Genomic DNA, 14,999 nt, shown 5'->3' with positions numbered 1-14,999 from the left:
CTTACCTTTTATTTGCTGAAGAAGACCTTATTTATACCTTTTTGTAACAGTTGCTTACAAATGTCACGTTAATGTTTCATTAAGCTTTGGTATCATAGTGCTAATAGTAATTTGGGAGAAATAAACAGATGCAAGGTAATGTACTTAGATGGGCTTTTCCATTTGTAGCACTGGCATTAGGTGTTGCTGGTTTTGTTGCAATTAATGCGATTGCAAAAGAGTCAGACAAAAAAGAAGTCATAGACACTCGACCAACGGTGCAAGTTGAAGCCGTTTCCGCCAACGATCATCAAGTTATCATTAATAGTTATGGTGAAGTGCAGCCACTAGAAAATACCCAACTTTCAGCGCAAGTGTCAGGTGAAGTCGTCAGCTGGCATCCAAGCTTTGTGGCGGGTGGTGTTGTGGGTCGCGGCGAAACCTTATTTACTATTGAAAAAGATAACTACGAGGCTGCGGTATTGCAAGCTGAAGCTGAACTTGCCCGCGCTCAAGCGATGTTAATTGAAGAGCAAGCGCAAGCCAAAGTCGCAGAAGACGAAGCAAAACGTTTCCCAAATAAAGCACGTACAGATTTATTTTTACGCAAACCACAAGTGCTGAGTGCGCAAGCATCAGTTAAGTCGGCGCAAGCAGCATTAAAAAGAGCCCAACGCGATTTAGACAATTGTGAAATCACCGCACCTTACGATGCATTAGTGGTTAGTCGGAATGTGGGGGTTGGCCAGTTTGTTAGTATGGGCGCTCAAGTTGCCGAGCTGAATAATATTGAAACCGCTGAAGTGATTATTCCGATCGCTGGCTTTGACAGTGTGTTTTTACCTGAGCGCGTTAAAGGGGTAACGGCAACCGTTATCAAAACAGGATTCAATGGGTTTACTCGCCAAGCAGTAATAGACCGCGATTTAGGGATTGTTGATAACGCGACTCGCATGAGCAGTTTAGTGGTAAGAATTGAAGATCCTTACGGACTGACTAATCAGCAGCCTGCAATTAAATTTGGCACTTATGTACAAGTAAACTTTGCCGGCACTATGCTCAATAATATTTATCGTTTACCGCAAGAGTTAGTAAATAACCAAACCGTGTGGATAGTTAATGATGAGCAACAGTTAGAGCCGCGTAAAGTAAAAGTGATTCGTGAAGAAGGCGAATATTTTTATATTAGCGATGGCTTACAAGCCAACGATAAGCTCGTTACCACCTTACCGGAATACCCTCAAAAAGGCATGGCAGTAAAAATAGCCGGTTTAACAGAGACTAAAAATACAGATGCAGCAGAAAATGCATCCACTGAAAAACTTTAAGGTAGGGTGAGTTATGAATAACACAGAACAGCCCAATACAACCAAACAAACAGGGTTAATTGCGTATTTTGCTAACAACTCTGTTGCTGCCAATTTAATGATGTTTTTTATTATTGTAATGGGGCTTATAAGCTACTTTACCATTCAGCGACAAATGTTCCCTAATATAGAAGTTAACTATATTACTGTAAATGCAAACTACCCGGGGGCGTCGCCACAAGAAATTGAAGAAAGTATCTTAATAAAAATTGAAGAGTCGCTAAAAGATATAACTGAGATAAAAAAAGGGGTATATCGCGCTTTTCGTAATGGGGGTTCTGCCAGCCTTGAAATTAATACTGACGCAGAGCTTACCGACGTTCTCGATAAGGTAAAACTGCGAGTAGATGGTATCGCGACTTTTCCTGCAGGAATGGAGCCGGTTACCATTAGCCAAATAGAGTTTCGCCAAGATGTAATTGGCATGACGCTCGTTGCCGACCTACCGCTAAATGAGCTTAAGCCAATCGCAAATCAGGTTGAAGATGAACTCTTGCAGTTATCGAATGTATCTTTAGTGGTAAACGATGTGCCACTGGATGAAATTGCCATAGAAATAGAACCCGATACATTGCGCCAATATAATTTAACCTTATCGGATGTAGCGAACGCGGTACGTCGTTATTCGGCTAACTTTTCAGCCGGACAATTAAAAACTGATGCGGGTGTTATTTCGGTTCGAGTAGAAAATCAGTTTTATTCTGGTGAAGAGTTTAGGCAAATTCCGGTAAAAATTGGCGCCAATGGTGCCAAAGTGTTGCTACAAGATATTGCTATAATCAAAGATCAGTTCGTTGAAGGTGAGCGTTACTTTAAATTTAATGGCGAAAACGCGGTTTATTTATCGGTAAAAGCCACCGAAGATCAAAACATTATTCCGGTGGCCGATTCGGTTAAAGCGTATATTGATCAAAAAAATAAAGAACTGCCATTGGGTGTACGTATAGAGCCGCTAATGGACTTTACTTACTATCTAAATGCACGCTTAGACATGATGAAAGCTAATTTGCTGCAAGGTGCAATTTTAGTCGCTATTATGCTTTCGTTATTTTTACGTTTTAAGCTCGCCCTGTGGGTAATGATTGGTTTACCAGTGTGCTTTTTAGGTGCGATGATGCTGATGCCGTTATTTGGTATCACAATTAATATTGTGTCTTTATTTGCCTTTATTATGGTGCTGGGGATTGTGGTGGACGATGCCATTGTCATAGGTGAAAGTGCCTACACCGAAATAGAAAAAAAAGGCGGCGGTGTTGTTAATGTGGTTAATGGCGCTAAACGAGTGGCAACCCCTGCCACCTTTGGTGTACTAACAACCATTGCGGTATTTGCGCCGTTTACGCTTTCAAGCGGCCCTGAAAGTTCCTTTTTTATAGGTATTTCAGTGGTGGTGATTTTATGTTTAATATTTAGCTTGATTGAATCTAAGCTGATATTACCGGCGCACATTGCGCATACTCACTTTTCTCCTATTAACCCTGACGGTTGGCGAGCACGCTTTAATAAGCGCTTTTTTGGCTTTGTAAATGGGCCGTATAGGCAGTTTATTGTTAATTGTATAAAGTGGCGTTGGACGGTGCTGTTTAGTTTTATTGCGCTACTAATTTTCACCTTTGCGTTAATATCGTCAAATCAAGTGAGAATGATCCCATCGCCTAAAGTGCCGCATGACTTCCCGCAAATTAATGTTGAGATGAACGATAACGTATCAGACATTCAAACTATTAATGCTATTCGCCAAATCGAAGCCATGGTGCTTGAAATAGATAAGCAAACCGAGCGCGAAGAAGGGCAAAAGATGATTCGCGATGTATTGGTATTTAACCAAGGTCGTACAGAGGCGCAGTTATTAGCGCCATTGGTTGATGAAGATTTACGCCCTTATAATGCCTTTGAGCTTTCGCGCCGCTGGCGTGAAGCGATGCCTAATATTGCGGGCGTTAAATCGTTAACTATTCAGGATGATGTTGGCGGTGGAGGTGGCGGCGGTAACGGTGAGTTTGGTTACTTACTGTATGGCTCTGATATCGATACATTGAATGAAGCAGGGCGTCGCTTTATTGGATTATTGCAGCAGCAAGAAGGCTTATTTGATATAAGCTCTACCATTGACCCTGCTAGCAAAGAAGTACAAATGAGCTTAAAACCAGTCGCCTTTGACTTAGGGTTAGATTTGGCCTCAATTGCAAATCAAGTCGGTGCCAGTTTTTATGGTGGCGAGGCGCAACGTGTTATTCGTCGCGGTGAAGAAGTACGGGTGATGGTACGTTACCCTAAGCTTACTCGCGAAGCGTTTTCATCGCTTAAACACGCGGTTATCACCACGCCCCAAGGCAAAGAAGTATTGCTAGGAGATGTGGTTGAGCTAACTGAAACCCCTGGTATTAGTTATATTCGTCGTGAAGGCGGTTATCGCACTGTTTATGTGTATGGCAACATTGATGAGGAAGTGATTGAGCCAGGCGAAGTGGTTAAGCAAGTAAAAGAAAATTTACTACCACAACTGTTGGACGAATACCCAAGTGTTAAGTCAGAACTAGGTGGCGCAATTGAAGAACAACAGGCGCAAGCTAATGAGCAATTGTTATTTTTTGCTGGCGGTATGATTTTAGTTTATATATTACTTGCCGTGCCGTTAAAAAGTTACTCACAACCTCTCATTGTAATGTCGGTTATTCCATTTAGTTTAACGGGAGCAATATGGGGTCATTTTTGGTTTGGTTTAGATATTAGTTTAATGTCGGGCTTTGGTTTAATTGCTGCTGCAGGGGTGGTTATTAACGACTCTTTGGTGATGACTGATTTTATTAATCAGGCGCGTCGAGCTGGTATCAGTATAAAAGATGCGGTTATTGAAGCAGGCTGTGCACGCTTTAGGCCCATATTACTTACCTCAATTACGACCTTTGCAGGGGTATTGCCGATTATGTTTGAAACCAGTTTACAAGCCAAATTTGTAATACCTATGGCGGTAGCTCTGGGCTTTGCGGTTATGTTTGCAACACTGATCACCCTTATTTTGGTGCCGTGTTTGTATATTATTTTAACCGACATAGGCGCGCTATTTAAGCGCCCGTTCGCAAGTAAAAAAGCGAGCGTAAGTTAACATCACCCAGATCATGTAGCTGAAAAAAGCCAACCGTTTATAAAGCGGTTGGCTTTTTTGTTTTATGCTCATTAGTGCAAACTTTAGTATTGTTTTTAAACTCTGGTTACATTCTTTTGTTTGATTATTGCAACATTGCGAATTACAATCAGTCGGTATTGGTATTACACAATGGTTTTTAACCTAATACTTTAGTTAACGCATATTAGCTCACGAGCTAGTTTGCCTGTTGAAAGCCATATGATATGGGCGACGTTTGACTCTTTAAGGTGTTGCAGTGTTTATACATTCATCATTAACATGTGGAGAATGGTTAACTATTGGCTGTCTTGGGCTCGATCAGTATAGCCAGCTCTTTGTTGGTGATACGGTTAGTGTGAGCTTTTACGATGAGCATGGCGAATTAACTCAGCTAGCGTTTGATTATGAAATACTCTCTCCAGAGCAGGGCGAACCGCATGCTTGGAGTTTGCTGGTGGTTGAGCATATTAATATGCATATTCCGCTTGTGTGCGCTGGCAGAATGACAGAGCAAGGATTGGTGGTTGCGTACCGACATAACAAAATATTTGCACTTGAAAGCAGTGGTATTTGTAGCGCGGTGGTTCACTTTAATCGCGCTGAAAAAAATAAAAAATTAATCACAGTCAATAGCCTTGGATACGACGCGGTTTATCCTCAAAATGGCGATATGTACAGTGCGGGCACCAAAGTATTACAGCCAAAAACAGGGCATATATACCAGTGTAAGGCATGGCCATTTAGTGAGTTTTGCCGTGTGAATGAGAATAGCGCTATGTTTGAGCCAGGCGTTGGTGAAAGCTGGGCGATGGCTTGGCAGCAAATACAGTAAATCAACTTCCCTTAGGTATAACGACAACAATAAAAATTCTCGTAGTTTTTAGTTATCGAATTTATACCGCTTTAGCCCACTCAACTATGAGTGGGCTTTTTTATTTTTATGATAAACTGACCGCCATTGTTATTTTTTAAGCGGTTTTTTTGTGTCTTCTTCTGATTATTCTTTAAGCTTATTACCTAATTTCCCTGTTGCTAAAAAGCAAGCTCATGCGCTGACTACTCATGCTAAAACACGCAGTGATGATTATTATTGGATGCGCGATGATGAGCGACAAAATGCCGATATACTCGCACATTTAGCGCAAGAAAATGCCTATTGTGATGCACAATTAGCTGCCATTAAGCCACTACAAAATACATTATTTGAGGAGCTTAAAGGTCGTATTGTAAAAGACGATAACACTGTACCGGTAAAAGACGGCCAGTATTGGTATCACTCAGAGGTTCGCGGAGATGATGAATATGCGCGTCATTATCGCAGCCGCAGTATGGCAATGGCTGATAAAGAACTACTACTTGATGTTAATGCACTTGCCAATGGCTATGAATTTTATGAGTTAGGGGAAGTGGCACTGAGCCCCAACGAGCAATTAATGGCTTACTCTGAAGATACCGACGGCAGACGGATATACACAGTACGGTTTAAAGATTTAAGCAGCAATAAAATGCTCGACGATGTACTTGAGATTACCGAGGGGCAAGTTGTTTGGGCGAACGACAATAAAACCGTATTTTATGTAAAAAAGGATTTAAAAACCTTATTGGGTTATCAAGTTTTTAGACATGAACTAGGGACTGAGCAACACCAAGATGTACTGGTATACGAAGAGCAAGACAGCAGCTTTTTTATGGGCTTAGGTAAAAGCCGTGATGAAAGCTTAATTATTATTGATTTGGCGAGCACAGAAACTAACGACATGTGGGTGCTTGATGCCAATCAACCGCAAGGTGAGTTTACCGCTTTAATGCCGCGCGAAGAGGGGCATGAATTTGATATCGATAAGCTTGGTGATATTTTTTATATAGTAACTAACTGGCAGGCCAAAAACTTTAGATTAATGACCGCAACAAGCGACACCATTGCTGATAAAAACCAGTGGCAAACACATACCCCTCATCGTGAAACTGTATTATTAGAAGGCGTTGAACTATTTAACGACTTTTTAGTGCTTAGCGAGCGCGAACAAGGCCAAGCACGCTTTGTTGTGGTTAATCAAAACGGCGAGCGAATGAACCTTGAGTTTGATGATCCTTGTTACTACGCCGCTATTGCGATGAACCCAGAGCCAAGTGTAACCCATGCACGCATTTACTATTCAAGCTTAACAACGCCAGGTTCGCTCTATAATGTTGATTTAACCACAGGCGAAAAAACCTTACTTAAACAACAAAAAGTACTCGGTGATTTTAACGCAGAAGACTACCAGTCAGAGCGGCTTATGGTAAGCGCTCGAGATGGAGTAAAAGTACCCGTGTCGTTGGTATATCGTAAAGATAGCTTTAACAAAGATGGCTCAAATCCGTTGTTTCAATATGGTTATGGCGCGTATGGGATCACCATAGATCCTAGTTTTTCGAGTACGTCACTTAGCTTACTCGACCGTGGCTTTGTCTATGCGATTGCGCATGTGCGTGGAAGCGAAATGCTAGGACGTTCATGGTACGAACATGGTAAAAAACAGCATAAACAAAATAGCTTTAATGACTTTATAGATGTAACCAAAGCGCTCACTGAGCAAGGATATGGCAACAAAAGTAAAGTGTTTGCCTCTGGTGGCAGTGCTGGGGGGTTATTAATGGGAGCTGTGGTAAATCAAGCGCCTGAGCTTTACTGTGGAGTGGGCTGCCATGTGCCATTTTTAGATGTACTCACCACAATGTTAGATGAAAGCATTCCGCTTACAACAAATGAGTATGATGAATGGGGTAACCCAAATGACCCCCATTTTTACGACATTATTGAAGCGTATTCACCGTACGACAATATTAGTGCGCAACACTACCCCAATATACTGGTGACAACCGGTTTGCACGACTCACAAGTACAGTATTGGGAACCAATGAAATGGGTGGCTAAAATGCGTGAATATAAAACCGATGATAATATTTTAGTGTTTAAAACCGACATGGATGCAGGACATGGTGGGGCATCGGGTCGCTTTAAGAGCTTAGAGGAAAAAGCGCTAGAAATGGCCTTTTTTATCGCTTTGTCATAGCCCGTAAATGATTTTTACAAAAAAGCCTCAGTAATAACTGAGGCTTTCTATTTTTTAAAATAACTTAATCTAGGTAGGCTTTTAACATCCACACTAGTTTTTCTTGCTCTTTAATGTAGTCACTCATTAATGACGCGGTACCTTCATCATCAGCTTCAGCGGCTTGTGCAAGAATATCGCGCTGCATTTTAATTAAGCTGCTGTATCCGGCAAGTAAGTTCTCTACTGCGGTTACGCCGTCGCTGATCCCTTTTGCTTCTTTAATTTCACTTACTTCTAAGTAATCTGAAAATGCATGTAGCGGTGCACTATCAAGCGTTAAAATACGTTCTGCGATTTCATCTACTTTTAACAGTAGTAAGTTATAAATTTCTTCAAACTTTAAATGTAATTCAAAAAAGTTTCGGCCTTTAATATTCCAGTGAAAACCGCGCGCATTCATATATTGAATTTGATAGCTGCTTAAAAGCGTATTCAGTGACTTAATAATATCTTCACTTTTTGTACTGTTTAAACCAATTGCATTTACTTGCGACATACTTTGCTCCTTAAATAACCGTTTTATGAATTTGTTTACACCTTGCTCAATACAGTCAGTATTACCTAAGATGGTGTATTAATAAAATCGTTTATACATATTGGTGTCATAGCTAAAAGCTATCACCGTAGCTCGACTTTTTAAATAAGTTAGCTAACGCTGTTCAATAGATATGGGTTGTGTTTATAAAAATACTACCTTGAGCAGCGAAATTGTTTATTTTGTGAGTACAAAATATGATCTAAAACAAGCTTTTGACAGGCGCAGCGCACACTTATTTTATTTATTGATGTAGGTCAAAAAACGCTCATAAGTAAAGCGCATAATCACTATAACCCAACTTGATAGGGATCACTTTATTGAGTTAAGGGGCTACTTGATTAGATGCGGAGAGAAATTATGGAAGCTAAAACACGTAAAGAAAATAAAGCTGAACTCATCGTTATTGGTATTGCTTTGCTAGGGTTTGTATTAGGGTTAGTTGCGCACTTAGCGGGTGCGAGTTTTGCAAACTCTGATGCCTTTGGCTATATTGCTGCACCAATGCCCTTAGTGCTAGGTATTATATTTTTGATCAGCTACAAAGTGGCGGCTGCAGCCGAGGACTAAATGTCCTCATTCAAGCGCTCAAGAATATAATTAACGACTTGGCGTGAGTAAATCATACTGGTATGGCTTAAGTGAAATACCTTATGTTCGGCCATACCCTTTAGCTTTGTTTCATCTAGTAATACGGTGCCATCAGAGCGGCTGCCTTTTACAATGAGTGGCATTAAGCCAATCGGTAAGTCGCCGGCAATGCTATATAGCTTGGCTTTAAAAGGCCAATCACCATTCTTAGAGAGTAAAAACTCAACGCTATTTTTTAATAATAGCTCGAACCCTTTTTGCTGCATTTTTTCAGCAATATGGCTGCCAGTATGTGGCGTTCCTAAGGTGATTACCTTTTCAACATGATGACTTGGCGCTGAGTTTGCCTCTAAATAGGCGCGAGCAACTAAGCCCCCCATAGAGTGACACACTAAAGCAGAAGGCTCGTTGCCAATAAATTCATCTATTTGCGAAAAAATAGCATCCCGATTAGGGTCACGCGTATTGTAGGTTAGGTTTAAAACTTTCACCCCCGACTCCTCCAAGCGTGAGCACAACGGGCGCATCACTAAGCCAGACATATATAAGCCATGTAAAACAATCACGTGTTTAACTTTCATACGCCCCCTAATACCAATTTTATTAAAAACATGATCATTCTAGCGTATTAAATAATCCGCTACCTACGTTAAAAATTATTTATATAGAACAACTATATGTCATAATTTTCGCCTTGTTACCGACTTATTTATTTGTCGCTATAATAGATAACTAATTTAATGCAATTGGTATAACCTATTCTAGTTACATTAATTGCTGAGGTTTTATCTCAATATTGGTAGTGTCGGTATTAACCCAAACTTCACCATCTTGAATGGTAATTGCCAATTTAATATTACGATCAATCAACGCAGCTAATAGCTGAGTAGCAGCATAATCAAGACTAAAGATGCTTAAGTTTTTAAACTCATACAATTTAGGCTGATGCTTTTGCCACCAAATAGCTTGGTTATTCTCGCCATAGGTATATAAAATTACTTTTTTAGCTTTATTACAGGCTTTTTTAAGGCGCTTTTCATCTGGTAACCCCAGCTCAATCCACAGCTCTATTTCTTCACTGTAATTGACATGCCAAAGCTCCGGCTCATCATCAGCGCTTAACCCTTTGGTAAACTCTAAACCATCACAGCTATTAAGTGCAAAAGCGAGTAAGCGGATCATCAACCGCTGATCTGTTTCTGATGGGTGTTGTGCCAAGGTCAGGTTAAAGTCTTGGTATACGTGACGGTCCATATCGCTAAGTGATAACTGCGCCTTCATGATGGTAGATTTGAGAGCCATAGTGTCTTATATGAAAAAATTTGCGTCAGTATAGCGCAATTAAATGAATTGCCAGTTAAAATAGCTACAAATTATATTTTAGGAGTTAAAAATGGCTATCCAGTGGTTCCCTGGGCACATGAATAAAGCCCGAAATGAAATTAAAGAAATAATGCCACAAATGGATGTGATCATTGAAGTGCTAGATGCGCGCATTCCTTACAGTAGCGAAAACCCGATGGTGGCTACCCTGCGTGAAGGTAAGCCGGTCATCAAAATTCTCAATAAAGCCGATTTAGCTGATCCTAAAATGACGCAAACCTGGAAAGACTATTTTGAGCAAGAAAATGGCGTAAAAGCCATTGCATTTGGTAACGATAAAGCCGCAGAAGTGCATCGAATTAATGAGCTGTGTAAAAAGTTAGTGCCACATAAAGTCGGTGCCGATAAGCAAATTAAAGCCATGATTATGGGTATTCCTAACGTAGGTAAATCGACGCTCATAAATGTGCTTGCTGGGCGTATAGTGGCTAAAACGGGTAACGAGCCTGCAGTTACTAAGGCGCAGCAACGTATTAAACTTGATGATGGCATTATGCTTTACGATACGCCTGGGATGCTGTGGCCAAAAGTAGAGAACGAAAACTCAGGTTATCGTTTAGGCGCAACCGGTGCGATACGTGATACCGCTATTGAGTACGAAGAAGTGGCAAGTTACACCGCTGAGTATTTATTGCATGCTTATCCTGAGCTTTTAAAAGCGCGCTATAAATTAGATGAACTGCCAGAAAGCGATTGGGAGTTTGTTGAAATGGCGGGTAAAAAGCGCGGCTGTATTCGCGGTGGTAACCAAATCGATACGTATAAAATGTCGGAAATTCTAATTAATGAATTACGAGATGGCATTATTGGTCGTATTACCATGGAAACACCTGCTATGCGTGAAGAAGAAGAAATAATGGTGGCTGAATTGCGCGCGGCAGCAGAGGCGAAAAAGCAAGCCAAAGAAGAAGAGAAAAAACAACGCCGAGCACGTGCACGAAAAAACCGTCGTTAATTTATAAAAGCGCAGGTTAAGGCCTTACGCACTAAATTACAGACATAAAAAAAGCCCGTAAGGGCTTTTTTAGTTTCATATCTACCGTCACCGATATGAGCAATGTAGCAAGTAAATGAGTAGGGCGGAAACAGGTCATAAACAGCAAGGGGCGTTGTGGTTTATAACAGGTTTCCATAGCTGTTAACGTGCGCCACACGTTGTTTCAGGGTCGAGAAACAAATGAACTTTTCCGTCACAAGAAGTATGCTTCGTCTTGTTGATAGTGATTATCAATTAGATTTAAATAACTGTCAACACCTAAATGCAAATAATTCTTATTTTAACTTTTTGTTCATTTATAGCACTAAAGTAAGTGCTGCTTTTTGCTATACATCCCCTTATGCTAAGTTAAGTATTATAAAAATAATAACAAGAACAAAAATATGTTTTCAATTTGGTTTATTAGCCTTATTGCTGTGGTGTATCTAGGGATATTATTTGCAGTTGCGGGCTGGGCGGATAGGCGTAAGGTGCTTCCTTTTAAAGGTTTAACCTACGGGCTGTCATTGGGTGTTTATTGTACCTCATGGGCTTTTTACGGCACCACAGCACAAGCGGCTAGTAATGGCTGGTGGTTGGCGCCTACCTATGCGGGCACGATTATATTATTTATTTTTGGCTGGCAGCTGTATTGTCGTATTGCGCATATTTGTCGACAGCAAAAGCTTACCTCTATGGCTGACTTTATTGCTACTCGCTATGGGCAGTCGTCGAGTTTGTCAGGGCTTATCTCACTTATTTCAGTGATAGCAATTGTACCGTATATTTCTTTACAACTTAGTGCGACCGCACAAAGTATTAATTTACTCACCGACCGAGCCCCCACTCAAAGTAACCAAGTATGGGCAGACAGTACGTTTTATATTACGTTATTGCTGGCTTTATTTGCTATTTTATTTGGCGCTCGCAGGCTTAAGCCCAGTGAGCATAACCCCGGGTTAATTGCCAGTATTGCCTTTGAATCAATTGTTAAGTTACTTGCCTTTATTGCGGTGGGCTTGTATGTGTGTTTTTCTATATTTGATAGCCCTATTGCTCTGTATGAACAGGCGCAAGCGCTAAACATACCAACACACGTTGCCGCGACTCAAAGCCCCGTTTATGTTTATGTTGCACATACCTTGTTGGGGATACTGGCAACGTTATGTTTGCCGCGTCAGTTTCATATGAGCTTTATTGAAAACAATAACAATAATGAGCTGGCAACAGCTCGCTGGTTATTTCCGTTGTATTTATTACTGATCAACTTATTTATTTTACCTATAGCTTACGCTGGGCTGGTTTATTTTAGTGATAGTAGCGTTGGTCAAGATACCTTCGTATTAGCGCTGCCAATGGCGACAGATAATAGCGGGGTAACCTTACTGGCCTTTTTAGGTGGCTTTTCAGCGGCCACAAGTATGGTGATTGTGTCGGCAATTGTGCTGTCGGTGATGATCACTAATGATTTTATTAATCAGTTTATTTTGCGTCGCTCACAGTTAACGTCAAGCAGCCGAGGATTGGATAAAAACAACTTATTGCATGCGCGTAAAATTGTAATTGTACTTATTTTATTACTCAGCTATTTCACTCATAGAGTGCTGGCAGAAACCACCACTCTTGCAACCGTTGGGCTTATGTCGTTTACCTTAGTTGCGCAATTTGCTCCTGCGATGATTATTGGTTTATGGTGGCGCCACGCATCGTGTCGTGGTGCACAGCTCGGTATTTTAAGTGGCTTTGTAATTTGGGGTTACACTTTACTGCTACCTAATTTAGCCAGTGGTTTTGGCAGCCAAAGTAGTTGGTTAATAGAAGGGCCATGGCAAGTTGCTTGGTTAGCGCCCACTAATTTACTTTCATTGAATTTAGAAAGTATTAGCCAATCATTACTGTTGTCGTTAGGGTTTAATACGTTAGTGTATTTGCTTGTACCACTATTTAGTCGTGCAACGCTTGCTGAGCGCCTGCAAAGCAATAAGTTCATATCTCAATTAAACGACTCGCGATTAAACACCACATTACAGCCACTCAATTATGAAGATTTAGGGGCATTACTACAGCGTTTTGCTGAAAAAGACGCGAGCCATTCTTTAGTGCAGCAGTATTTTCCGCATGACAAAAGCCAATGGAAACGGATTGCTAATGTTGAGCTTGAGTTATTAGTTGAGCGTGAAATGTCAGCGGTTATTGGTGGTGCATCAGCACGGCTAATTTTAGATGTAGCGAAAAATGAGCAGCGTCAGCCTTTAGAGCAAGTTGCTGAGTTTGTCGATGAAGCTAGCCAAGTGCTTAAATTTAATCGTGATTTACTGCAATCTACCATTGAAAACATTCAACAAGGGATTAGCGTAGTAGATAGTGAGTTGCGTTTGGTCGCTTGGAATCAGGGCTATAAGCACATGTTTAATTACCCCGATAGTGCTTTGTATATAGGCCGACCCGTTGCCGATATTATTCGCTTTAACGCTGAGCGAGGCTTATTTCGTGGTGAGGATATTAATACAGAAGTCGATAAGCGTTTAGCCTATTTAAAACAAGGCAGCGCGTATAAATATCAACGCGCACATAGTGATGGCCGAGTATTTGAAATGCAAGGTAACCCTTTACCTGGCGGTGGGTTTGTAACGACCTACACCGACATAAGTGAGTTTGTAAAACAACAAAAAGCACTCACCGAAGCGAATGTTAGTCTTGAAGAAAAAGTGGCTACGCGCACTGCAGCATTAACACAGGCTAACCAAGCGCTTTCTAAAGCTAAGCAAGTAGCAGAGCAGGCAACAGTAAGTAAAACGCGTTTTTTTGCCGCGGCGAGTCACGATTTATTGCAGCCATTTAATGCCGCAAGTTTATTTTGTTCGCTAATGAACGAAAAAGCCCAAGATACTGAGCTTAAAGATCTAGCTATGAATATTAAAAATTCCTTAGCAAGTGCAGAAGAGCTACTTTCGAGTATTTTAGAGTTAACTAAACTCGATTCAGGTTCGTTTAAAGTGCAGTTAACGGAATTTAATGTGAGTAGTTTAATAGAGCCACTGCGTAATGATTATTTAGCACTAGCTCAAGAAAAAGGCCTCGGTTTTATCGTTGAGTCGTGCGATGCGCGAATTTATACCGACAAAGCATTACTTAAGCGTGTACTACGAAACCTACTTAGTAATGCTATACGCTACACAGAGTATGGTGAAGTACGTTTAAAAGTTTTACTTGATGAACATCATGTATCGTTTGTGATTGAAGATACAGGCATAGGCATTGCTACCAGTGATCAGCAGAGTATTTATCAAGAATTTAAGCAGCTGGGCGATAAACCTAACGCCGAGGGATTAGGATTGGGGCTTTCTATCACCAAACGTATTTGTGATTTATTAAATATTCCTTTGGTAATGGGCTCTCAGCTTAATAAAGGCACTCAATTTACTTTAACCATGCCATGCAAACCTAGTTTAAAAACACCAGCCACTGCGCATGTACCTGCCAATTCAGAAACTGAATTGGGTCGTTTATGTATTTGGCTTGTGGATAACGATCGTAATGTACTTGAAGCGCTAAAACAGTTGCTAGAAAACTGGGGCTGTGAAATTGCCACCGCCACTAACTTAATTGAACTTGAGCAACTCAAAGCAGAAAATACACTACCACAACTACTTATTGTTGATTATCAATTGGATGATGGTGTAACGGGGCTTGAGGTGATTGAACAAGCAGGATTAATGACGTTGCCTGCCATTGTTAATACTGCAAACCACGATGAGCAAATACGCGAGCGCGTACTTGATGCAGGTTATCCTTTATTGTACAAACCACTTAAAGCACCGGCATTAAAAAGAATGATAAAACGACTGACTTTACTTTAAGGTAAGTGGGTTAATAACACACCAGAGCCTTGTTTTTCATGATTTTTAGCTATGTTTGAATCACTAATTGCGGGTGAAAGGCA

General features: G+C 40.8%; 10 protein-coding genes. 7 read left to right on the top strand and 3 right to left on the bottom strand.

Translation table 11 applies throughout. The features are described 5' to 3' along the window. The first annotated feature begins 128 nt into the window (after positions 1-128). From BM380_RS15610 to BM380_RS15595, 4 genes are all read left to right on the top strand, one after another. Positions 129-1,307 carry an efflux RND transporter periplasmic adaptor subunit gene (locus BM380_RS15610; protein ID WP_028834707.1) on the top strand — a complete coding sequence of 393 codons (1,179 nt, stop codon included), beginning with the start codon at positions 129-131 and terminating at the stop codon, positions 1,305-1,307. A gap of 13 nt (positions 1,308-1,320) precedes the next feature. Beyond that, positions 1,321-4,452 (top strand): efflux RND transporter permease subunit, encoded by a 3,132-nt coding sequence (locus BM380_RS15605; RefSeq protein ID WP_013466226.1) that lies wholly within the window; start codon positions 1,321-1,323, stop codon positions 4,450-4,452. A 277-nt stretch (positions 4,453-4,729) separates the two neighbouring features. After that, positions 4,730-5,305 (top strand): hypothetical protein, encoded by a 576-nt coding sequence (locus tag BM380_RS15600; protein ID WP_013466224.1) that lies wholly within the window; start codon positions 4,730-4,732, stop codon positions 5,303-5,305. A gap of 151 nt (positions 5,306-5,456) precedes the next feature. Then, positions 5,457-7,529, top strand: coding sequence for a S9 family peptidase (locus tag BM380_RS15595; protein ID WP_090495111.1), 2,073 nt, complete (start codon positions 5,457-5,459; stop codon positions 7,527-7,529). A 64-nt stretch (positions 7,530-7,593) separates the two neighbouring features. Here the strand turns inward: BM380_RS15595 and BM380_RS15590 are convergent, their stop codons facing one another. Then, a complete protein-coding gene (locus BM380_RS15590; RefSeq protein ID WP_090495109.1) occupies positions 7,594-8,067 on the bottom strand; it encodes a Dps family protein in 474 nt (157 codons plus the stop codon). Between the two features lie 399 nt (positions 8,068-8,466). Between BM380_RS15590 and BM380_RS15585 the strand changes: the two genes are divergently transcribed. After that, positions 8,467-8,676: a hypothetical protein gene (locus BM380_RS15585; RefSeq protein ID WP_016899028.1), complete on the top strand. Its 210-nt coding sequence runs from the start codon at positions 8,467-8,469 to the stop codon at positions 8,674-8,676. Here the strand turns inward: BM380_RS15585 and BM380_RS15580 are convergent. Next, on the bottom strand, positions 8,673-9,278 hold the full coding sequence (locus tag BM380_RS15580; protein WP_028834704.1) for a PGAP1-like alpha/beta domain-containing protein: 606 nt from the start codon (positions 9,276-9,278) through the stop codon (positions 8,673-8,675). The genes BM380_RS15585 and BM380_RS15580 overlap by 4 nt on opposite strands. Positions 9,279-9,462: 184 nt before the next feature. After that, positions 9,463-9,999 (bottom strand): YaeQ family protein, encoded by a 537-nt coding sequence (locus tag BM380_RS15575; protein ID WP_090495108.1) that lies wholly within the window; start codon positions 9,997-9,999, stop codon positions 9,463-9,465. A 91-nt stretch (positions 10,000-10,090) separates the two neighbouring features. Between BM380_RS15575 and ylqF the strand changes: the two genes are divergently transcribed. Together ylqF and BM380_RS15565 are read left to right on the top strand one after the other, a co-directional pair. Beyond that, positions 10,091-11,035 (top strand): ribosome biogenesis GTPase YlqF, encoded by a 945-nt coding sequence (gene ylqF, locus BM380_RS15570; protein WP_013466219.1) that lies wholly within the window; start codon positions 10,091-10,093, stop codon positions 11,033-11,035. Between the two features lie 425 nt (positions 11,036-11,460). Further along, entirely contained in the window at positions 11,461-14,916 is a 3,456-nt protein-coding gene (locus BM380_RS15565; RefSeq protein WP_090495106.1) for a PAS domain-containing hybrid sensor histidine kinase/response regulator, read from the top strand. Positions 14,917-14,999 lie beyond the last annotated feature (83 nt).

Source organism: Pseudoalteromonas sp. DSM 26666 (assembly GCF_900116475.1).
Classification (GTDB): Bacteria; Pseudomonadota; Gammaproteobacteria; order Enterobacterales; family Alteromonadaceae; genus Pseudoalteromonas; species Pseudoalteromonas tetraodonis.
Note: the sequence above shows the minus strand (reverse complement) of the source record. Positions and strands in the feature narration are given on the sequence as shown.

Bases quoted from the DNA above. Each gene is read 5' to 3' on its own strand.
- BM380_RS15610 (WP_028834707.1), top strand. From the start codon at position 129: ATGCAAGGTAATGTACTTAGATGGGCTTTTCCATTTGTAGCACTGGCA.
- BM380_RS15605 (WP_013466226.1), top strand. From the start codon at position 1,321: ATGAATAACACAGAACAGCCCAATACAACCAAACAAACAGGGTTAATT.
- BM380_RS15590 (WP_090495109.1), bottom strand. From the start codon at position 8,067: ATGTCGCAAGTAAATGCAATTGGTTTAAACAGTACAAAAAGTGAAGAT.
- BM380_RS15585 (WP_016899028.1), top strand. From the start codon at position 8,467: ATGGAAGCTAAAACACGTAAAGAAAATAAAGCTGAACTCATCGTTATT.
- BM380_RS15580 (WP_028834704.1), bottom strand. From the start codon at position 9,278: ATGAAAGTTAAACACGTGATTGTTTTACATGGCTTATATATGTCTGGC.
- BM380_RS15575 (WP_090495108.1), bottom strand. From the start codon at position 9,999: ATGGCTCTCAAATCTACCATCATGAAGGCGCAGTTATCACTTAGCGAT.
- ylqF (WP_013466219.1), top strand. From the start codon at position 10,091: ATGGCTATCCAGTGGTTCCCTGGGCACATGAATAAAGCCCGAAATGAA.
- BM380_RS15565 (WP_090495106.1), top strand. From the start codon at position 11,461: ATGTTTTCAATTTGGTTTATTAGCCTTATTGCTGTGGTGTATCTAGGG.